This is a genomic window from Roseovarius conchicola (assembly GCF_041403425.1).
In the GTDB taxonomy this organism is placed as follows: domain Bacteria; phylum Pseudomonadota; class Alphaproteobacteria; order Rhodobacterales; family Rhodobacteraceae; genus Roseovarius; species Roseovarius conchicola.
In genome coordinates, this window is record NZ_JBGEHK010000005.1 from 282,734 (window position 1) to 304,614 (window position 21,881).

16 protein-coding genes are annotated in these 21,881 nt (G+C 60.1%); 9 read left to right on the plus strand and 7 right to left on the minus strand.

Annotation, left to right across the window (positions count from 1 at the left end; all coding sequences use genetic code 11):
* Positions 1-44 precede the first annotated feature (44 nt).
* On the minus strand, positions 45-326 hold the full coding sequence (locus V6N02_RS15875; protein WP_371227163.1) for an SH3 domain-containing protein: 282 nt from the start codon (positions 324-326) through the stop codon (positions 45-47).
* A gap of 311 nt (positions 327-637) precedes the next feature.
* Between V6N02_RS15875 and ugpB the strand changes: the two genes are divergently transcribed.
* The 5 genes from ugpB to V6N02_RS15900 are packed head-to-tail and all read left to right on the plus strand — an operon-like array spanning position 638 to position 6,203.
* Positions 638-1,951 (plus strand): sn-glycerol-3-phosphate ABC transporter substrate-binding protein UgpB, encoded by a 1,314-nt coding sequence (gene ugpB, locus V6N02_RS15880; RefSeq protein WP_371226963.1) that lies wholly within the window; start codon positions 638-640, stop codon positions 1,949-1,951.
* A 58-nt stretch (positions 1,952-2,009) separates the two neighbouring features.
* Entirely contained in the window at positions 2,010-3,407 is a 1,398-nt protein-coding gene (locus tag V6N02_RS15885; RefSeq protein WP_371226965.1) for a hypothetical protein, read from the plus strand.
* A 2-nt stretch (positions 3,408-3,409) separates the two neighbouring features.
* Positions 3,410-4,291: a sn-glycerol-3-phosphate ABC transporter permease UgpA gene (ugpA, locus tag V6N02_RS15890; protein WP_371226967.1), complete on the plus strand. Its 882-nt coding sequence runs from the start codon at positions 3,410-3,412 to the stop codon at positions 4,289-4,291.
* A gap of 20 nt (positions 4,292-4,311) precedes the next feature.
* Positions 4,312-5,148, plus strand: a complete 837-nt coding sequence (ugpE, locus tag V6N02_RS15895; protein ID WP_371227165.1) for a sn-glycerol-3-phosphate ABC transporter permease UgpE — start codon at positions 4,312-4,314, stop codon at positions 5,146-5,148.
* A gap of 2 nt (positions 5,149-5,150) precedes the next feature.
* Positions 5,151-6,203, plus strand: coding sequence for a sn-glycerol-3-phosphate import ATP-binding protein UgpC (locus tag V6N02_RS15900; RefSeq protein WP_371226969.1), 1,053 nt, complete (start codon positions 5,151-5,153; stop codon positions 6,201-6,203).
* A 29-nt stretch (positions 6,204-6,232) separates the two neighbouring features.
* Here the strand turns inward: V6N02_RS15900 and V6N02_RS15905 are convergent, their stop codons facing one another.
* From V6N02_RS15905 to V6N02_RS15915, 3 genes are read right to left on the minus strand one after another with little or no spacing between them, the layout of a single operon-like run.
* Positions 6,233-7,549, minus strand: coding sequence for an aspartate aminotransferase family protein (locus V6N02_RS15905; protein ID WP_371226971.1), 1,317 nt, complete (start codon positions 7,547-7,549; stop codon positions 6,233-6,235).
* Positions 7,546-9,924, minus strand: coding sequence for a GcvT family protein (locus tag V6N02_RS15910; RefSeq protein WP_371226974.1), 2,379 nt, complete (start codon positions 9,922-9,924; stop codon positions 7,546-7,548). Before V6N02_RS15910 ends, V6N02_RS15905 begins: the two co-directional genes overlap by 4 nt.
* Positions 9,921-12,287 (minus strand): GcvT family protein, encoded by a 2,367-nt coding sequence (locus tag V6N02_RS15915; protein WP_371226976.1) that lies wholly within the window; start codon positions 12,285-12,287, stop codon positions 9,921-9,923. The genes V6N02_RS15910 and V6N02_RS15915 overlap by 4 nt, the downstream gene beginning before the upstream one ends.
* A 47-nt stretch (positions 12,288-12,334) precedes the next feature.
* Between V6N02_RS15915 and V6N02_RS15920 the strand changes: the two genes are divergently transcribed.
* Positions 12,335-13,081 (plus strand): sulfotransferase-like domain-containing protein, encoded by a 747-nt coding sequence (locus tag V6N02_RS15920; RefSeq protein ID WP_371226978.1) that lies wholly within the window; start codon positions 12,335-12,337, stop codon positions 13,079-13,081.
* Here the strand turns inward: V6N02_RS15920 and V6N02_RS15925 are convergent.
* Positions 13,072-14,601: a trimethylamine methyltransferase family protein gene (locus tag V6N02_RS15925; protein ID WP_371226980.1), complete on the minus strand. Its 1,530-nt coding sequence runs from the start codon at positions 14,599-14,601 to the stop codon at positions 13,072-13,074. The two genes, V6N02_RS15920 and V6N02_RS15925, sit on opposite strands and share 10 nt — an antisense overlap.
* Before the next feature lie 80 nt (positions 14,602-14,681).
* On the opposite strand from V6N02_RS15925, the gene V6N02_RS15930 reads away from it, so the two are divergent.
* On the plus strand, positions 14,682-15,644 hold the full coding sequence (locus tag V6N02_RS15930) for a LysR family transcriptional regulator (RefSeq protein ID WP_371226982.1): 963 nt from the start codon (positions 14,682-14,684) through the stop codon (positions 15,642-15,644).
* A gap of 259 nt (positions 15,645-15,903) precedes the next feature.
* Here the strand turns inward: V6N02_RS15930 and V6N02_RS15935 are convergent, their stop codons facing one another.
* Both V6N02_RS15935 and V6N02_RS15940 read right to left on the minus strand, forming a co-directional pair.
* Positions 15,904-17,613, minus strand: coding sequence for a hypothetical protein (locus V6N02_RS15935; protein ID WP_371226984.1), 1,710 nt, complete (start codon positions 17,611-17,613; stop codon positions 15,904-15,906).
* Positions 17,614-18,193: 580 nt separating this feature from the next.
* The gene (locus V6N02_RS15940; protein WP_371226986.1) at positions 18,194-18,745 is read right to left on the minus strand and encodes an LOG family protein; all 552 of its coding nucleotides are present in this window, start codon (positions 18,743-18,745) and stop codon (positions 18,194-18,196) included.
* Between the two features lie 103 nt (positions 18,746-18,848).
* Here V6N02_RS15940 and V6N02_RS15945 point away from each other — a divergent pair, with 103 nt between their 5' ends.
* A complete protein-coding gene (locus V6N02_RS15945; protein ID WP_371226988.1) occupies positions 18,849-19,991 on the plus strand; it encodes a LysM peptidoglycan-binding domain-containing protein in 1,143 nt (380 codons plus the stop codon).
* 71 nt (positions 19,992-20,062) lie between these two features.
* The gene (locus tag V6N02_RS15950) at positions 20,063-21,874 is read left to right on the plus strand and encodes an ABCB family ABC transporter ATP-binding protein/permease (RefSeq protein WP_371226990.1); all 1,812 of its coding nucleotides are present in this window, start codon (positions 20,063-20,065) and stop codon (positions 21,872-21,874) included.
* The last annotated feature ends 7 nt before the right edge of the window (positions 21,875-21,881 follow it).

Below are 21,881 nucleotides of genomic sequence, written 5' to 3' on the forward strand. Positions count from 1 at the left end.
GGGCCGGCGATCAGGGCAGGGCGTTCAACACCCAACCCGGGCCTTCAGATCTTCCGCAAATAAGCCCACGAGACATAGCCTTTCAGCCCCCGCGCCCGTTGCAAGGACACGCGGCACCACCTTGTGCCGCCGGTCTGCTGACAGCTGTGAACCCGCAGAACGGTGCCATTCGGCAGGCCAACGATCACGCTGTACCCCGTTCCCGGCCCGCCCCGCAATTTCAGCATGTCATCGTCGTCCACCCCATGCACCTCGTAGCGCCCAAGTGACTGGGCCTGTGCGGGTGCGACGTTCCAGACGGTGGCCAGCAAGACCACTGCCAGCATGACAAAGATGCTTCTGCGCATCGGTTTCTCCTGTGTTTTGCCTCGGGGTGAAGTGTAGCCTGTAAGGGTCGCGAAAGAAACTGTTTCGGCACTGCAAACCGCGATGACCGGGCCCCGCTGCGGACAGGGCCCCCCGGCGTCACCGACGGCAGAGAGGGCATCGGCAGGCGCTCATCCGGCTCAACCCGGAGCGAAAACAACTCCCGCATTGCTTGCAAAGAAGCACGACGACTGTATCGTCATATTTCTGAGAATATGCCGCGGTTATACACCAAATCCGGAAACCACAGCTTATGTTCATGGGAGGAACTATGAAAAAATCACTTATTGGAGCGCTTCTGGCCACCGGAACAGCGCTATCACCCCTGGCCGCATATGCCGAGACAGAGGTGCAATTCTGGCACGCCTTCACGGGCCGCCTTGGAGAACTGGTGAAAGCCCAGGTCGAGGACTTCAACAACAGCCAAAGCGACTATGTTGTCGTGGAAAGCCACAAGGGCAACTATTCCGAAACGCTGAATGCCGGTATCGCCGCCTTCCGCGCGGGCGAACAGCCGCACATCCTGATGGTGTTCGAGGTCGGCACCGCCACGATGATGTCCGCCAAAGGCGCGACCAAACCGGTTTACGAGGTGATGGCGGAAAGCGGGGCCACGTTTGATCCCGATGCCTATATCGGCTCGGTCAAAGGCTATTACACCTCGACGGATGGCGAAATGCTCTCGCTGCCGTTCAACTCGTCCACGCCCGTCCTCTGGGTCAATCGCGATGCCTTCGAGGCCGCAGGCGTTGATCCGGACACGGACCTTTCCACCTGGCAGAACGTGGGCGCAACGCTCGACGCGCTGAAGGCAGGCGGCGAGGATTGCCCGCTGGTCACAGCCTGGCAAAGCTGGATCCATCTCGAGAATTTCTCGGCTTATCACGACGTGCCCTTCGCATCGAAAGACAACGGGTTCGCCGGGCTGGATACCGAGCTGATGCTGAACGGCGAAGCGCAGGTTGCGCATCTGACCGCGATGGGCGAATGGGCGCAGGACGGCAAGTTCATCTATACCGGTCGCCGCAACGAAGGCGGGGCCAATTTCCGCTCGGGTGAATGCGCACTTTTCACCGAAAGTTCAGCGGGTTACGCGGGCATCAAGGCCGAAGCTCAGTTCGATTTCGATGTGCGCCCGCTGCCTTATTGGGAAGGTGTCGGCAATGCGCCGCAGAACACCATCATTGGCGGCGCGTCGCTCTGGGTGCTCGAAGGGCATGAGGCCGAGGAATATAAAGGCGTTGGTGAATTCCTCGCCTATCTGTCCTCCACCGATGTGCAGGCCAAATGGCATCAGGACACCGGATATCTGCCGATCACGGCCGCGGCCGGCGAGGCCACGAAAGCCGCCGGTTTCTACGATGAAAACCCCGGCACCGATGTCGCCGTGATCCAGATGACCGCCAAGGAACCCACGGCCAATTCCAAGGGTCTTCGCCTGGGCTCTTTCGATCAGATCCGCGGGATCATCGACGAAGAGCTGGAAGCGATCTGGGCAGGCGATAAGAGCGCGCAAGAAGCGATGGACAGCGCCAAAGAACGTGGCGATGCGCTTCTGCGGCGTTTTGAATCCGCTAACCGCTAAGGCGTGACAGGCAAGCGCGACTGCGCTTGCCTGTTTTCCACGACCAACTGTCAGCTACATGAGCAATCAGCAGACACCTTCGGACCGGAATGTCAGACCCCGCGCCGGGTCGCCTTTCAAGGTGCCGTGGACCTATTCAGGTCTTTTGGACGATGTGGTCTTCCGCCACCGCATCACACCAGAGGTGGACGCCGACTTCTTCAATCGTTCCATTCTGCGTAACCTGTTCTTCTCGGGTCGGGTTTTCCTTAACGACGGGTATCTGGTGAATCACCCATCGGCGCTGCGTCAGATCGACAATGACGGCAGTGTGCTCAATCATATGATCGGACAGAGCTTTATCTCGCTGCTCGTCCGCCAGCCTGACCCGGACGCATTCGCAATGAACCCCGAGAAGATGGCTGCGCAGGGAATCAAGTCATTCGAGAGTTTGGTCAACGACCCCGATTGGCCGCAGATGCGAAGACGTCTGGTGAAATGGGCCGACGCGATCTATGCGCAAGCCAACGTGCAGCTTTGGCCCGAGGTGCAGATGAACTTCGGTTTCATCAAGCTGTTTAACCGCATTTTCGACAAGACCCTGGACGATCTTGGGCTGGACGGAGTTGAAGGGTTTGACATCGCAACCTTCAAAAGCCGGTACGAGGCGCACCCCGCGTACCCGAAAGGGCCCAGAACCGCCGTTGAGGAAGTGCTTTTGGAGATGGTGCGTGAAAACTCACTGCGCTCAGAAGACGTGCCATTGATCATGGACATAGCAAATCAGTGTTATCACTATAACTTCGCCATGTGCCTGACCGATCAGATCAAAGAGCCTGTCGTTGCCGACACGACCATAGGATTGGCTTTTGAAGATATCCTGGAGCTTGACCAAACCATCGAAGCCGAAATTCTCAACACGCCGGTCCTGGCTGTCCCAAAAGGATTTCCGGTTCATGATGGCTCGGTCTTTGCCAGTTTCCTGTTGCCACAAAGCGAGGTGAGCCAGGCAAAGTACGAATTCCTCTCTGAAATGGAAAAGATCTTTCGCCCGGGAACCAATGCCAATGCGACCGAGCAAGCGCGTATCGTTCAGGACGCAACCGAGCAGTATCGGTCACGACTGAAGACCCATTTTGCAAATCTGGTCGGTCTGTCGGATTGGGCTCCAAGGCGCAGCTCCCTTATCACGTTCGGCCTTGGCAAGCTTGGCGGGGCTGTCGGAGCGGACAATATCATGCTTGCAGCAAATCTCGCGACCTCCAACAGGGCGTCGTCATTTGTACACCGTATGACACGGCCTATTCGCGAACACCTGCTGGATGTCGCGTTTGATCCCAATAGCGGTGTCAAGAACCGCTTTCGTTTCAAGGTCGGCGATATCGCCCCTCGATTTGCCTCGCTTGCGTTCACGCCCGATGCCGTTCGAAATCATGTCTCTGACCTTCCGCTGATTACGCAGGAGGGGGCTGCATAGGGATGGAAAAACGTGTCACCTTTCGCGGCTGGATGCTGCCTCTGTTGTTGATTGCGCCGCAGGTTGTGATCTCGGCCGTGTTCTTTTTCTATCCGGCGGGGCAGGCAATCTGGCAGTCGCTGTTCATTCCGGACCCGTTTGGCTTGTCTTCGCAATTTGTGGGGCTGGGCAACTTTGAATTCCTGCTGAGCGATCCTTTCTATCGCGCGTCCTTCATGACCACGGCGATCTTCTCGATCCTTGTCACCTTGTGCTCGATGATCCCGGCGCTGTTTCTGGCTGTCATCGCGGATCGTCTGATCAAGGGGTCGGGCGTCTATCGCACCCTGTTGATCTGGCCCTACGCGGTTGCACCCGCTGTGGCGGGCGTGCTCTGGCTGTTCATGTTCAACACGCGGGTGGGCGTGATCTCATGGTATCTGGGCACATTGGGATATGACTGGAATCATGTCCTGAACGGGGGCGAGGCGATGGGCCTTGTCGTCGTCGCCTCCGCCTGGGGGCGGATCAGCTATAACTTCCTGTTCTTCTTTGCCGCGCTGCAGGCCGTGCCCAGGTCGGTCATCGAGGCCGCGGCCATTGACGGCGCGCATTTCTGGCGGCGTTTCTTCACCATCGTGCTGCCGCTCTTGTCCCCCACCACGTTTTTCCTGCTGGTCGTCAATGTGGTCTATGCCTTTTTCGAGACTTTCGGTGTGATCCACACGATCACCGCGGGCGGACCGCAGCAATCGACCACTATCCTGGTCTACAAGGTCTTTTCTGACGGCTTCGTGGGGCAGGATCTCGGCTCGTCCTCGGCGCAATCGGTGATCCTGCTGATCGTGGTCGGGCTGCTGACCGTGATCCAGTTCAAATTCATTGAAAAGCGGGTGCATTACTGATGGCGCGCGAGATACATGGCATGGTCGAAAAGCGCGGCGCGGGCCTGTGGCTGACGCATGTGTTCATGATCCTTGGCGTGCTGGTGATCTTCTTTCCGATCTGGCTGGCCTTTGTCGCCTCGACCGTCACGCAGGCTGATATCATCCAGCCGCCCATGCCGGTCTGGCCGGGGGATCAGTTCTGGATCAACTACAAGAATGCCCTGATTTCCGGCGTCAACGTGCCGGTGGCCACGATGCTGTTCAACTCGCTGGTCATGGCCGTGGGGATCGCCGTGGGCAAGATCATCATCTCGCTCCTTTCGGCTTTTGCCATCGTCTATTTCCGCTTTCCGGGGCGCAACATCTTCTTCTGGATGATCTTCCTGACGCTGATGCTGCCCGTTGAAGTGCGGATCGTGCCGACATTCGAGGTGGTTGCGGGCTTCGGCATGCTCAACAGCTATTCGGGCCTCATCTTCCCGCTCATCGCCTCGGCCACGGCAACCTTCCTGTTCCGCCAGTTCTTCCTGACCATCCCCGACGAACTGGCCGAGGCCGCCCGCGTCGATGGTGCCCGCCCGATGCGGTTCTTCTGGGATATCGTGGTGCCGATGAGCCGCACGAACGTGGCGGCCCTGTTCGTGATCCTCTTCATCTATGGCTGGAACCAGTATCTCTGGCCGCTTCTGATCACCACCGACCCGGAAATGAACACCATCGTCATGGGCATCAAGCAGATGTTTCCCTCGGGCGACGATTTTGCCCATTGGCCCACGATCATGGCCACCTCGATCCTTGCGATGATCCCGCCGGTGATCGTCGTTGTGGGTATGCAGCGGCTCTTTATCCGTGGCCTTGTAGATAGCGAGAAATAGATATGGCGACAGTCACCCTTCAGGGCGTCAGGAAAAGTTTCGGGTCCACGGATGTCATTCACGGCATCGACGTGGAGATCGCGGATGGCGAATTCATCGTCATTGTCGGCCCGTCGGGTTGCGGAAAATCCACCTTGCTGCGTATGGTTGCGGGGCTCGAGACGGTGACGGCGGGGGATGTTCTGATCGGCGGCACCCGCGCCAATGACAAGGAACCGATGGACCGCGATATCGCGATGGTGTTCCAGAACTACGCGCTTTACCCGCATATGTCCGTGCGCCAGAACATGGGCTACGGTCTGAAGATCGCCAAGCTGCCCAAGGATCAGATCAACGCTAAGGTTGAAGAGGCGGCACGCCTGCTGCAGCTTGAACCGCTTCTGGATCGCAAACCCCGGCAGCTGTCAGGGGGACAGCGCCAGCGCGTCGCCATGGGCCGCGCCATCGTGCGCGAACCCGCCGTGTTCCTGTTCGACGAACCGCTCAGCAACCTTGACGCCAAACTGCGGGTTCAGATGCGGCTGGAGATCAGGGAATTGCAGGCCAAGCTGGGCATCACCTCGCTTTACGTCACCCATGATCAGGTCGAGGCGATGACCATGGCCGACCGCATGATCGTGATGAACGGCGGCGTGGCCGAACAGATCGGCTCGCCGCTCGAAGTCTACGAAGCGCCCCGCACGCTGTTCGCGGCACAATTCATCGGCAGCCCGGCCATGAACATCGTCGATGCGCAGATCAAGGATGGCAAGGTCATGATCGAGGGCGCCGTTGTCGCGGATGCCGCAGGCCCCGATGGCCCGGTCAAGTTCGGCGTCCGGCCCGAACATATGGTGCCGGATGAAAACGGCCCCCTCGACGTGAGTGTTCAGATGACCGAACCCCTGGGCGCCAACACGCTGCTCCATGGCAGGCTGCAGGGCCATCCCGACAGCTTCACGATCAGCCTGCCGGGCGTGCATCACGTGCCGGAGGCAGGCAAGCCGACGCGCTTTGCCGTGCAACCGGGCCAGTTTCACGTTTTTGATGCCACAACCGGTTTGCGGCAGACCTGAAGTCGACACGGGCCAAGGGCCGGTGCAGGCTAAGCGCCCGCCGCGGCCTCTAACGCCATGTCCAACCCGTCTGCGACCCGGTCAGCGTCCTCAAGGGACAGGCAGAGCGGTGGCACCATGCGCAGGCAGGATTGGAACGGACCGGATTTTGACAGGATAATGCCCTGTTCCCGGCTGGCTTCAAAAACCTCGGTCGTCATGTCCTTGTCGGGCGTTTTCTTTTCCCGGTCACTGACCAGCTCAATGGCCAGCATCAACCCCTTGCCACGCACGTCCCCGATGGCCGCGTGCTTGTCTTTCAGATCGTACAACCTCTCCAGCAGGGCCGCGCCGACCGTTCTGGCATTCTCTTGCAGGCCCTCGTCGCGCATCACCGCCAGCACCGCACGCGCGGCGGCGGCCGAGGTCGGATTGGCCCCATACGTGTGGAACATGAACTTCTCGGCCATCGGTGCGGCGACGTGCTTCTTGGCCACCACGGCCCCGATGGGAAATCCGTTGCCAAGGCCCTTGGCCATGACCACGATATCGGGGACAACGCCATCGGCCTCGAACCCCCAGAAATGCGCACCGGTGCGGCCAAAGCCCGATTGCACCTCATCGGCGATGTAAAGCCCGCCTGCCGCGCGCACGCGCTCGGCTGCGCCGGACATATAGCCCGGGGGCATCTCGATAATGCCGCCATAGCCCTGCACGCTTTCGACGAAAATCCCGGCCAGCTTGCCACAGGTGGCCGAGGCAATCGTGCGGTCGATCTCGTCCAGATAGGGCTGCGTGCCGGGGCCGAAGATGCCGCGATACTGGTTCGGCTCGGGGACAAAGGCGACATTGCCGGGCATGCCGGGGTGGCGCCATCCGGCGATGCCGGTGATGGATTGGGCCGCCGCCGTAGGCCCGTGATAGGCGGTGCGCAGGGCCAGCAGGTCAAGGTTGCCGGTATAGGTGCGCGCCATGGTCATCGCCAGGTCAACCGCCTCGGACCCGGAATTGGTCAGATGCACGACCCACTCCTCGCCCTTCGGCATCGTCGCGGCCAGTTCCTCGGCCAGATGGGCCGGGGTAGGGTGGTAGAACATCGTCGTGCAATGGGTCAAATCCTGCGCCTGCTCCATCGCGGCGGCGACCACACGGGGATGCGAATGGCCGACCGAGATACACACGTTCATGCCCAGCATGTCGGTGTATTTGCGCCCTTCAACATCCCACAGATATTGCCCCTCTCCCTTCCTGAACACGATCGGTTCGCGGAACGGCGTGAAACGGGTCAGCGAGGCGGCGTAATACTGGTCGCGCCGCGCGGCGGTGGTGTCGAGGGTCCAGTCGGTGTGCAGGGCGTGGTCGGTCATGTCAGGCCTCCGGTTTTCAGGCGAATGTTGGTCGGATCATAAGGTGGTTCGTTCAGCACGGTTGCGGGGCAGTGGTGTCCAAGGATCGAGACGGAAAGACCCTCGCGCGCCGCTGCGTCCCGCAGATAAGCCAGCGCCAGCACCTTGCCGGTGCGATGACCATAGGCCCCCGAGGTCACGATGCCCACGGGGCGCTTATCCTGCCAGACCGTGTGCGCATAGAACGGGTCTACCTCGCCTGCGTCGATGTCCAGCAAGACCATGTCCCAAGGGGTCTCACGGGCAAGCTTGTCACGAAGCTCGGGGCGGACGAAAGAGGTCAGGCCGGCCTCAAACGGGCTACGTTCGGTGGTCAGATCGCTGCCCCAGCCGCGATAGGCTTTTTCCAGCCGCATGGAATTGGCGGCATAGGCCCCGTAAAGCCCGGGGGCGAAGGGCTGGGCGATCTGCTCCAGCGTGGTGAACAGCTGTGCAGCTTGCGCGGCGGGAACATGCAGCTCCCAGCCGGATTCACCGATGTAAGACACCCGCAAAGCCCGCACGGGCACACCCGCGAGGGTGGTTTCACGCAGGTTCAGCCATGGCATATCGGCCAGCTCTGGCAGCACCTCAGCCGCTTTTGGCCCCATCACACCGATTACGGCGATCTCCTCGGTGACATTGGCGATCTCCACATCGAACCCTGCCGCGCAGGAGCGCAACAGATCGAGGTCGATCTCTTCCGCCGCGGCGGCGGAGGTCAGATAGGCGTGATCCGGTCCCAGCCGGGAGACGGTAAACTCCGACAGCACACCGCCCGCCGGCGTAAGGGCATGAGTCAGGCCAATCCGTCCCGGCTTGGGCGCGCGGTTTGCCCCGAGTGCTTCAAGAAACTCCGCCACCTCCGGACCCGTGACATCGAATTTTGAGAACACGGACAGATCGGCAAAGGCAACGCGCGTCGCGGCGGCCTCGACCTCGGCAGCGACAGGGGCGAACCAGTTGGCACGGCGGAAGGTTTCGTCCGCCGTTGCGCCCGGTGTGCCCGAGAACCAGTTTGGCCGCTCCCAGCCATGGGCCGCACCCATCACAGCGCCGCGTTCCACCATCAGGTCATGTAAGGGAGACAGGCGCAGGCCACGCCCGGCGGGGCGTTCCTCATGCGGGTAATGCACACCGAATTGCAGGCCGAAACACTCGATGGCCTTGGCCACGCGATAGTCGCGATCTGCCCAAGCCCCAAAGCGGCGGCTGTCCACGGCCAGCGCATCCATCGGCGGCGCGCCATGCGTCATCCAATGGGCCAGGAACCAGCCCGCGCCACCGCCCTCCATCACCCCCATGGACGACCCTGTCAGCAGCCAAGCATTCTGCAACCCATGCGCTGGCCCGATCAGCGGGTTGGCATCGGGCGTGAAGGTGATCGGGCCATTGATCACCGATTTCACCCCGCCGGTTTCCAGCGCGGGGATACGCGCCATCGCGGCCTCGATGATATGTTCAACCCGGTCCAGATCGGGCGGCATCAAGTCGGCGCCAAACTCGGGCGGCACCCCGTCAACCGACCAGACCTGCGCCTCTTTCTCATACGGCCCAAGGATCAGCCCATCGCGCTCCTGACGGACATACCAACTTTCTTCCGGATCGCGGATGATCGGCAGTTCCGGCAGGCCTTCCGCGATACGCTCGGCAACCGCGCCCACTGTGTCAGTGACCAGATATTGATGCAGCACGGGGACCGACGGGATATTCAGCCCCATCATATGCCCGATTTCCCAGCCCCAGGTGCCAGCGGCATTGACGGTATGAACCGCCTCGACCGTCCCCTTCGCCGTCTCGACCTGCCAGTGATCGCCTTTACGGCGAAGATCCGTCACCGCGCAATTGCGCCAGATTTGCGCACCACCACGGCGGGCCACTTCGGCCATCGCGTTGGTGGCGAGCGACGGATCAACATGCCCGTCATCCGGCTCGTAAATCCCGCCCAGCAAGCCATCCAGCTGCGCCAGCGGGTGCAGTTCCGCGATCCTCTCAGGCGTGAGCACCTCAAGGGGATAGCCCGTGAACGCCGACAACCCGGCGACGTGGCGAAACTCATCCATCCGGTCGGGATTGCGCGTGATGCGCATCGCGCCGGACCGGTGAAAGCCGCAATCCCGCCCCGTCTCTTGGGGCAGGATATCGCGGTAAAGGCGCACCGAGGTGGCGCGCAGCTCCTGAATGGTCGGGTTATGGGCGAAATGTGTGCACAGGCCTGCCGCATGCCATGTGGAACCGTGGGTCAGGTCGTTCTTTTCCACCAGCAACACATCGGACCAGCCCGCTTTCACCAGGTGATACATCAGGGACACGCCCATCACCCCGCCGCCGATGATCAGAACCTGCACTTTCGTCATGCGCGCATCCTTTCGCCTGTAGGATCAAAAGGCGGGCGGCGCAGCGGCTTGGCTATGTAATCGCGCCCCGCGACCCTGATGGTGAAACTGCGTGCGCAGGTGTCCGCCACGCTTTCGCCCGGCGCGATCTCCACCATCGCGAAACACAGGTTCAGCCCTGTACGCGGCCCACGACCGCCAGAGGTGGTCAGTCCCACAAAACGGCCCGCCTCGAACACCGGCTCGTCATGCAGCATCAACGCATCGCCCGCGACCTGCATCAGGATCAATCGCTGGCCCACGCCTTCGGCCCGCTGTTTTTCCAGCACAGCCTTACCAACAAACTCCTTGTCCCAGTCGATGGTAAAGCCCAGCCCGGCCTCAAGCGGTGTCACTTCTGGTCCCAACTCATGCCCCCAATGTTTGAAGCCTTTTTCAAGGCGGCATCCGTCCACTGCGAAATGTCCCAACGGCGTGGCCCCCGCGCCAAGCAGCACATCGAACAGGGCGGGGGCCCCGGCATTGGCGACGCTCAGTTCCCAGCCCAATTCACCGACAAAGCTGACACGGGTGGCGCGGCACCGTGTCCCGGCAATCTGCGCCTCGGCGGCATGGCCAAAGGCGATGTCCGGCAGATCGCCCAGACCGTTCAACAGATCGCGGCTGCCCGCGCCCATCACGCCGATGGTACAGAAATCCTCGGTCACATCGACGATCCGCGCGGTGCTGGGCAGGGCGCGGCGTAGAAAGGCGAGGTCGCGCGCCCGGGTTGCCGCGCCCGAGGTCAGGTGAAACGCCTCGGGGCCAAGACGCGTGATCGTCACGTCCATCTCGATCCCGCCACGCGAGTTCAAAAGCTGGGTGTAAACGGCGCGGCCCTGCGCGACATCCATCTGCGCCGTGCACAGCCGGTTCAATGCGCTCAACGCGCCCGGCCCGGTGATATCGAGCTTGGTGAACGGGCTGAGATCAATCAGGGCCGTGCCCTCGGCCATAACCGCCGCTTCGGCTGCGGCATTCGGCCACCAGCCCTGCGCGCCGACCGCGTAAGGCTGCGCCTCTCCATACCACAGCCCACGCTCCCACCTGGCGGTGACGCCGAATTGCGCCCCTGCCGCCGCCCAGCGATCATGGAGGGCGGATATGCGCAAATCCCGCCCGGCCTTGGGCTGCTTATAGGGCCAATGCAGGGCGAACAGGTCTGAAACCGCCTCTTCCATCCGCGCCGCCATATGGGCCGAGGTCGCGGACAACGGGTCCACGCGGGCCACATCAACTTCCCACATGTCCATCGGCGGGTGTCCATCGCTGATCCAGTCGGCCAGCGCCCGGCCAATCCCGGCGGATGACATCACGCCGACCGAGTTCATCCCCGCTGCCATGAAAAGCCCATCGACATGGGTTTCTCCCACCAGTGGGCGGGTGTCGGCGGTAAAGCTTTCGGGGCCGTTCATGAAATGCTGGATGCCGGTGGACTGAAGCGCCGGGCACAGCTCCAGCGCCGCCTCCATGAATGGCGCGAACTGGTCCCAATCTTCGGCCATTTCCAGAAAAGCGCGATCCCCTTCCGGGCCATGGGCATCCCAGCATTTGGCGTTGGGTTCAAACCCGCCGATCACCAGCTTGCCCGCATCGCCCTTGATATAGATGCCACGGTCCAGATCGCGGATCACCGGAAAGGGGGCAGGCAGGTCCGGCATAGGCTCGGTGACCACATACATGTGCTCGACCGCCTGCAACGGCAGCGCCACGCCCACCGTGGCGGCCAGTTCGCGCGACCATGCGCCCGTGGCAATCACGACGTGATCGGCGGCGATTTCCGTTTCATCCGCCAGCGCGACACCTCGGACCCGCCCTCGTTCGGACAGCAGCCTTTCGACCTGCACACCTTCACGGATGCGAACGCCCCGGTCCCGCGCCCCGCGGGCATAAGCCATGCACAGATCGACCGGGTTCACATTGGCATCTTCCGGCACATGCAGCGCGCCAACATGTCCCGACAGGTCCAGCAGGGGCAGCGGCACATCTTCCGCGGGGATCATCCGGGGCGACAGACCCTGCGTCCGGCCCAGATCGGCAATCCGGTGCAACTCGTCTAGCCGCGCAGGCTCCCGTGCCAACCAGTATCCACCCGTGCGCCTGTAGCCGGTGGACATGCCGGTCTCGGCCTCCAACTCGGGAAACACCTCCAGCGCGGCCATGGCCAACCGGGTCATGTTCGGCGTCGCGCGCAGCGGCCCGACGATCCCGGCGGCATGCCACGATGTCCCCGAGGTCAGCTGATTACGCTCCAGCAAGGTCACATCCTGCGCCCCGCGCCCGGCCAGATGATAAGCCACGCTCAGCCCGATCGCCCCACCGCCGATGATCAGAACGCGGCTCATGCGATCCTCCATTGACGGTCGGGGCGGCAAACGCCTAGCGTCGCGCCATGAAGATTCACGCGCTTTGGTGTCACCCCCGCTCGGTCTCGACCGCCTTTGAACGCATCATGCGGGAACGCGGCGACCTGGCCGTGCTGCACGAGCCGTTCATGTACCATCACTACCTGACCACGACCGACCGGCTGTTTCCCGATTTTGAACCCGAGCCGGGCCATCCCACGACCTATGACAGTATCCGCGCCATGATCCGCGACACGGCGCAAACCGGTCCGGTGTTCTTCAAGGACATGGCCTATTACGTGGATGAGGCGCTGCCGCAGGATGCGGAATTTGCAGGGCAGATGACTCATGCTTTCCTGCTGCGCGACCCGGTTGAGGCGGCCCTGTCCTATGCAAGGCGCGACCCGGAGTTCACCCGGACCGAGCTGGGGCACGAGGCGCAGCACCGGCTCTATCATGCGCTTGTCGCGCTGGGGCAAACCCCGCTGGTTCTGACCGCCGACCAGCTGCGCCACGATCCCGAGGCGACGCTGCGCCGCTACTGGGCGCATGTCCGGCTGCCCTATATTGCCGATGCGTTTGAATGGGACGACCGTGTGCCGAAGGATTGGAAATCGGTGGAAGGCTGGCACAGCGAGGTGCTGCAAAGCGGCGCGATCCAGAAACCCGAGCAGACGGACACTGCCGCCCAGCTTGCGGCTCTTGGTGCCCCGTACACCGACTACGCGGCTCACCATACGCCGTTCTACGCCGAGATGCAGGACATTGCCGAAACGCAGGCCCATCAGAAGTAATCCTGGTCGGGTTGTTCGGCCTTGCGGCCCGCGATGTAGTCCAACAGGGCGGCGTCGATGTCAGGATCAAGGCCGGGGTCTTCGTAACCGTCCAACCGTTTTTTCCAGATCGCATTGGCTCGTGTCGCTGCATCCTTACCGCCTGCGGCCTCCCATTGCTCGAACGAACTGTCATCGGGCGTCCACGGGCGGAACAGCGCGGTCATGAAATTGGCCTGCGTGTGCTCGGAGCCAAGAAAATGCTGCCCCGGCCCGGTGGCTGCGATGGCTTCCATAGCCTGTGCGTTCTCGCTCAGGTCGATGCCGTCAAAGAACCGGGCCACCTTGCCACAAAGATCATGATCAAGGATCGTCTTTTCAAAGGACGTCACCAGCCCCCCCTCAAGCCAGCCGGTTGCATGATTGATCAGGTTTGCGCCTGCAAACATCGACATCATCAGCCCCCAGGCGGCCTCCTGTTGGCTTTGGGCGTCCGGTACCTTGGACGAACTGAGTGTGCCAACCGTGTGCAGCGGCACGCCAAGCCGCCGCGCCAGCTGCCCGGCGGCCAGCACCATCAAACCCGCTTCGGGTGTGCCAAAGGTCGGTGCGCCGGTCTTCATCGACATGGTCGAGGCAAAACTGCCCATCAGGCAGGGCGCGCCGGGGGCGACCAGTTGTGTCAACGTCATCGCAGCCATCGTCTCGGCCAACACCTGCGCCAGCGTACCCGCCACCGTGGTGGGCGACATCGCCCCGGTCAGCACCCAAGGCGTGCAGGCCACCGGCTGTCCGGCCTGCGCATAGGTTTTGAGCGCTCCGGACATATGCGCATCCATCACCAGCGGCGCATTTGTGTTGGACACGCAATAGAGCACCGGGTTCTCAGCCACGAACTCGGCCCCGAACACAATTCGCGCCATATCAATCGCATGGCCCGCCCGCTCGGCCCCGATAAAGGCCCCCATGAAGGCGCGGTCCGAGTGGCGGATATGGGCATAAAGCATATCCAGATGCCGCTTGTTGGCAGGCAGGTCCACCGGCTCACACACCACGCCGCCGGAATGGTGCAGCCAGGGCAGGGTATGGTGCAGCTTCACCAGGTCGATGAAATCCGCGTGGCTCGCATAGCGCCGCCCCCGATCCAGATCATGCACGAAGGGCGGCCCCCACGACGGGCACAGCACGCTTGCCTCCCCACCAAGCTGCACGTTGTTGGCCGGGTTGCGCGCATGCTGAACAAACCGCTCCGGGGCGGTGGCCGTGATCGTCCGGCGGCAAAACCCGGGGGCAAACCGCACGCGGCTTCCCTCCACGTCACAACCTGCATCGGCAAAGATCGTCAGGATCTCCGGGTCATCCGTAAACTCCATCCCAGTCTCGGCAAGAATACGGTCGGCATTGGCCTCAATCTGCTCCAGCCCCGCATCGCTCAGCACATTGAACGTGGACAGCTTGCGCAGAATGAACGGCGCCCGTTGCTCTGCAACCGGTGCCCGAACCGCGTCCCGGCGGCGCCCTGTTCTGTGCTTGCGTTCCATCCGCCCAGCGTCGCAGCAGGATTGACGATCTCCAAACAAATTCCCACAGTATCAGGAAATCTAATACTAAGGATGCCCCGATGCTCGACCGCCGCGCCCTGTCGCCCGGCATGATCCGGTCTCTCGAAGTCTTCGTCGCCGTGGCCGAAACCGGGCAGATGCGCTCGGGCGGCCGGTTGCTGGGCCTGTCGCAATCCGCCGCCTCCCAACACATCGCCTCGCTCGAAACCGCCTTCGGCACGCAGCTGATCGACCGCAGTGTCCGCCCCGCACGCCTGACCCATGCGGGCATGCGCCTGCACAACCGCGCCCAGAAAATCCTGCACGCGCTCTCGGACATGGAATCCGAACTGCGCCGCGTCGGACAGGCCTCGATCAGCCTGCTGCGCGTGGGCATCCAGGCTTCCATCGCCACCACGCTGACCCCGGCGCTGGTGGCCCTTGCCCAAGACCGGTTCGGCGTGGAAGACATGACCCTTCATGCCGGCCAAAGCGGCAATCACGAACACCTGCTGCGCACCAAGCAGGCCGACCTTGCCATCACCTCCAACCCGTTCCTCGACATGGACGGGCTGGAACGCCACCACATCCTGAAGGAAGACTACCTGCTGGTCCTGCCCGGCAATTATGACGGCCCCGCCGACAGCCTTGAGGCCATTCAGGACCACCTGCCGCTGGTGCGCTTTGGCGACACCACCAATGCCGGCCGCCAGATCGCCCAGCACCTGCGCCGCCTGCGGTTCGAGCCGGACAAGGTCATTCAGGCCGACCGCTCCAGCATGGTCACCTCCTGCGTGTCGGCCGGGCAGGGCTTCACCCTGCTCACACCGACGCTGCTGATCGACGGCATGGTGGAAAACATGAACTTGCGCCTGATGGAACTGCCTGTCACCGGCCTCTCCCGCACCCTGACAGCGGTGGCCCGACAGGGCGAGCTGCAGGACCTGCCCAAGGCGGTCGCCGAGCTGTCAAAACAGACATTACGAGACCACATCGCCCTCCATGTCGGCGAGATCGGATCAGAAAGTCTGGATCAGGCGTGACGGCCCAAAGCGGACGTTGACGTTAAATGGGTCTAACGACGGCTCCCAGCCTATAGCCGTCATTGTCTTTCGGCACATCGGGCGGACTGCTGCCGCTCGCTGCAAGTGCAGTGGTTTTTGTACGGCACCGCAGAAGCGGCCACTCACATTTTTATGGAACAAGTCAAAGCAGCTCTCTTCGTAAGAGCTTCAATCGTTTTCCTGAAAGCTCTAGCCTTAAGGTATTTTCAGTGTCGCCTTAGTCTAGATAATTTCTGAACTAATCTTCCGAGTATGGGTTAACTTTGAAGCGCCTTTCATCCGGCGAACTCCCTGTTTCGTTTGAGTAAGTTTTTATGAACTCACGCGTATCCGCGTCGTATGTAATGCTACCATGTAAACAGGCGTTTGCAACCTTGGGGCTTTTCACTCTCATCCTCTCATAGTGTCTTCGTGTCCAATCAAGGACGGCTAGTCTGAGGGGGTTTTCTTGTTTGCCGTAATTCTTATGCCGTTGATCATTCAGACCCAGAACGTTGAGGCAAAATCCTAAGTAGCTTGCGCCTTTGAAGTTGTAGAATTTATCCATTTCGCGCATTTCTTGGTAGATTAGCCTTGCTACCCTACGATATATCCATTTGCTGGTTTTGTTGTCGTTGAAATTAAAAAGTCTGCTCCAAACCGTGTTGTGAGTGACGCCCCAACAAGTCTCGACGGGCTTTCGCACTTGAGATGCTTTGAAGATCAGATCAAATATGAGGTCCGCGATGCGTTCATGGAAACCGTTATTAAATGTGTCTTCTGGTTTGAGTGAAGACCAGATCTTGACGTCCTTGTCGTCAAGAAGTTTCATTAGTGCACGCAAAAAATCCACAAGTACGCTGAGTCTGTTGTATTCGTCACGCTGATAGTATCGACTGTCATCGTCATTAAGGTTGTAAAGGTCGTGAACCATGCTTTTACAATTATCTAAGACTTGGTTCACAGCGAAGCTATCCCCTCCATCTAAGCCGTGTCGGGACTCTTCCAACAGGCGCTCAATGTATAGAAGGCTGACGCGCGTATACGCCTTCCAATTTTCCGCATCCCATTTGTCACGAATATTGTAGCGTGGGTCCAACGGTGAACTGTGTCTATTTGACAGTGACCGGATCAGCTTGGGATTGGTGAAAATTGCGGAGCTGTATAGCTGGACGTAACCGGACCAACCGGAATCCCAACCACTGTCTTCATGGAATATAGGGGAGGTTTTGCGATTCAGAAACTCAACAGAGACGTTTTGTGCGAATGTGTGAAATGGGATTTCCGCCTTATCTTGTGCTGAGACTTCGTTAAAAATGGCCTCTGCTGTGTTTGGAGCAAAGCATGCCATTTCTGCACATACCCTACGATTTGCGAGCAACAACAAGAAATCATGAGCTACTTGTTCGGATCGGCTTAAGTTCCAGGGCGCTCCTCTCTTATTCGGGGGACACGGAGCAAACTTTATCAAGCTATGTGCCGAGCGTGCTAATTCATGCAGCGCAATTCTTAGCTCAGTATCACCATCATGGTGAATTGCTCGTTGGTAAAACCAAAAGAACCTTCGGCTGTTCCAACGTGAAAACTTCGGGGGCCTTATATACGAGACGAATACCCAGTAGAGTATTGCTAAAACGCATGGTGCAAGCAGGAAAGAGTCAATCAAAAGGCGGTCGTCCATCACAGGCAACAACGGCCAGCCGTTGTAGAACCACACCTCAGCTAGCAATTTTAGTACAAAAACTGCCACGAAGAGCCAGAAGCTAAGATGATAGACAGGTATTGGAGCGAGTGAGAGCCGCAATTTGTTTCTATAGTCCGATATGGTGTATATCACCAAAAGTAACGCAAGCGCAGATAGATAATCGGAAACGCCAAAAAGTGACCCTGAACTAGATGATCCGGCGGCAACCCAGCATACCTCAAACTCGTAGTATGCACCCTTTAAAAACTCTTTGCAGGTCTGCAATAGCCAACCCCTAATTGCTTAGAATGATTGTATGGCAAAATAACATATGTTTCTTCTGCACAACATGACATTTGTAGCGTTCCGTCGTTACGGTTCTCGTACTTAAACAAAGATGCTGCGCGATGGGCGAATGGCTGGTCTTGTGAAGCTGCACCGCAGCATCAGATCGGCCAGCAAAAGGCAAGTATGAACTGTCCGCTCGACTTTGCAAAGTGCACTATCTGCGCAGAGCTGACTTTGATGTTAAGCGCAGCGAATGTCCGGTTACCGCCGGAGTTCATGAAGACATTGCCCACTTCTGGTTGAGAGCGGTTGTCGTTCTCAACAGAATGAACCGCAGCGAAGTCCCTCGACGGAGATATCAAAAACCAAAACGCTGCGCCAACGACCAATATCTGTGCTGTGGCAGATGCGGTGCGACGTCTGATCGTTTGGCCAATCTCCGGAATTGGCCGCTTGCGGCTTTGAAAGACCCCCGAAACCCCCTCTCAAAAATGTACAAAATGGGTTTTGGCCGGTTTGAAACACCCCCAAAATGTACAATTTCGGCAAATCTTGCCGGGCGGGGGTGGCGTGGGGGTCAGGTCAGGGCCGAGCGTAGCCCCGCGCGAAGGGCATCCACGTCCGGCACGATCCGCATGAAGTCTTTCAGCGAGGCATCGGCAAAGCCTTCGTCGATGACATGGTTGAGAAGCTGCATGAGGGGCGCCCAGTAATCTTCTGTATTCAAAAGGAAAATGGGTTTCTGGTGTAGCCCCAGTTGGCGCCATGTCAGCACCTCGAAAAACTCGTCCAGCGACCCCGCGCCGCCCGGCAGCACCACGATCGCGTCCGAGTTCATGAACATCACTTTCTTGCGTTCATGCATGTTCTCGGTGACCACGAACCGGGTCAGGTCAATCTTTCCAACCTCTTGTTTTAAAAGGTGAATTGGGATCACGCCGAAAGTATCGCCCCCCTCCGCCTGGGCCGCCCGCGCGCAGGCCCCCATCAGCCCCACATCGCCCGCGCCATAGACCAGCTGCCACCCCTGCGCCGCCAGAATCCGCCCCGTATCAGTCGCAACCTCTTGATAAGAGGCGCTTTTCCCGTTGCGTGAGCCGCAAAAGACACAGACCGACGCTTGTTTCATGAAATAACCCCCGTGCTCACGACCTTGTTTTGACCGGTGATAACCTTTGTTGATATGCTCCGGCAACCGCGCTGCGCGACAAACCACCGTGGAAGGGTTACGAATGAGTAAACAAGCCGGCCTCACAAGCGGCCCTGTCCTGGGAGCGGCAGGAGTCGTGGCCGCTGTGGCGCTGGGTGCGGTCTTGTATACTGGGTTATATCTAACCGGTGTGATTGGCCCAACCGAGCAGGTCGTTCCAGAGGTCGGGACGCAGGCTGCGGCCACGCCGAATGCCGAGCCCGGGGTTGCGACGAACGAGGTTGTCGATGCGGTGACTGAGACCGGTATACCATTGCCCGACCCTCCCTCGATCGACACATTTCGACTGGATCCTGATGGTACGATGTTGGTGGCCGGGCAGGCGCATCCCGACTGGGAGACATCTGTTCTGGTCGATGGTGAAGTGCTGGAGCAGGTGGAACCGGATGGGCAGGGAAAGTTCGTTAGATTTCTGACCCTTGAGACCAGCGATCAACCCCGCATTCTGTCCTTGAAGATGAGCGATCAGGACAGTGGCCAGACCATCATGTCGACCGATGAGATCATCATCGCACCAGTGGCCGGCAACGCTGTTTCGTCAGAGGTCGCGGGTGGCGCAGCCCCGGATCCAGACGCCTCAAACACGATGGTTGCGGAAGTTCAACCTGAGGCCGATGCCAATACGGCGCAGGCGGTTCTGCTGGCTGATGAGGCCGGTGTCGAGGTGTTGCAACCTGCCATCTCTGCGGATCAGCCGCCCGAGGTGATGTCCTCGGTGGCGCTGGATGCGATTTCCTATTCGCCGGCGGGCGAGGTGCAACTGGCCGGGCGCGGGCAGGGCGATGGGTTCGTGCGGGTCTATCTGGACAATGCTCCGATCACCACCTTGCCGATTGAAGACGATGGCAACTGGCGCACGGATCTGCCCGCAGTGGACACGGGCGTCTACACCCTGCGGATTGACGAAGTTGACGGCGAGGGCAACGTGACCTCGCGGGTGGAAACCCCGTTCAAACGTGAAGACGAGGCGGTCATCGCCGAAAGCTCCACGCCCGAGACCCGTATCACGGCGGTCACGGTGCAACCCGGCTCAACGCTTTGGGCGATTTCGCGTGAACGGTATGGGGACGGCGTGCTTTATGTGCGGGTGTTCGAGGCAAATCGCGATCGTATTCGTGATCCTGACCTGATTTATCCCGGCCAAGTCTTTACCCTGCCTGAATAATCGCCGACAGGGCTGGCAATCCGGGCGTCGCGGCTCTATCTGTTGAGATCGTTCAAGAGATATCCCCCCTGATGCGCCGAAATACCATCACGACCACAGAAATGCCCGCCAGCGGGTGGAGCACGATGCGTCGCGTCGCGCCCTATCTGTGGCCTGCGGGGCAATGGGGCGTGAAGGCGCGCGTGGTGTTGGCGCTGACCATGCTGTTTGTTGCAAAACTGATCGCGGTCGGCACGCCGTTTTTCTACAAGGCCGCTGTGGATGCGCTGGCCGGGGACGCCCCGGATGCAGCCTGGATGCTGGGGGCGGGGGCCATCGGGCTGACCGTGGCCTATGGCATGGCGCGGCTGATGACCGTAGGTTTCCAACAGTTGCGTGATGCGCTGTTTGCGCCCGTGGCCCAGCGGGCCTTGCGCGCTTTGGCCTTGCAGACCTTTCAGCACATTCACCGCCTGTCGATGCGCTATCACATCACGCGCAAGACCGGGGGGCTGAGCCGCATTATCGAGCGTGGCGTGAAGGGCGTGGATTTCCTCTTGCGTTTCATGATCTTTTCGATCTTTCCGCTGATCCTGGAACTGGTGTTGATCGGCGGGGTGCTTTGGGCGTTTTTTGATGCGTCCTACCTGTTGGTCATCGTGGTGATGATCATCTTTTACGTCGCCTTCACCTTCAAGGTGACCGAATGGCGCGTGAAGCTGCGCAAAGAGATGAATGATCAGGACACCGATGCCAACCAAAAGGCCATCGACAGCCTGCTGAACTTTGAGACGGTCAAGTATTTCGGGGCCGAAACCCGTGAGGCGATGCGCTACGACGCGGCAATGGCCGGGTATGAACGCGCTGCACTCAAGACCTCGTACTCGTTGGCTTTTTTGAACTTTGGTCAGTCTTTCCTGATCACCGGCGGGTTGATCATCGTGATGGTCATGGCGGCGATGGGGGTACAGGCAGGTACCCTGACGGTGGGCGATTTCGTGCTGGTGAACGCATACATGATCCAGATCACCATGCCGCTGAATTTCCTTGGAACGGTTTACCGTGAAATCCGCCAGTCTCTGGTGGATATGGGTGAGATGTTCGGCCTGCTGGAACAACCCCCCGATGTGGTCGATGCGCCGGGCGCCAGGCCGCTGGTGGTGTCGGGCGGGACCGTGACGTTGGAGAATGTTCAATTTGGGTATGAAGATGAACGCCCGATCCTGAAAGGCATTTCGCTGGAGGTGCCTGCAGGACAGAGTGTGGCGATTGTAGGCCCGTCCGGGTCAGGCAAATCGACCATTGGGCGTTTGTTATTTCGGTTCTATGATGTGCAAAGCGGGCGGCTGACCATCGATGGACAGGACGTACGCGAGGTCACTCAGGACAGCCTGCATGACGCGATCGGTGTGGTGCCACAAGACACCGTGCTGTTCAACGACACGATCCGCTACAACATCGCCTATGGCCGCGATGGGGCGACGCAAGAGCAGGTCGAAGAAGCCGCTCGTGCGGCACAAATCCACGACTTTATCATGGGGTTGCCTGATGGCTATGACACCACCGTCGGCGAGCGGGGGTTGAAGCTGTCCGGTGGCGAAAAACAGCGTGTGGGTATTGCCCGCACCCTTCTGAAGGACCCGCCCATTCTGCTCTTGGACGAGGCCACAAGCGCCCTCGACAGTGAAACGGAAAGCGGGATCCAAGGCGCGCTGGCGCGGGCCGGACAGGGGCGCACCGTGGTGATGATCGCGCACCGTTTATCCACCGTGTCCGACGCGGATCAGATCATCGTGTTGGAAAATGGCGTGATTGCCGAGAAAGGCACCCATGCCGAGCTGTTGGAGCGACAGGGGCGTTACGCCAGCCTTTGGCAACGCCAGATGAGTGAAGAAGCCGCATAGCTCGCGA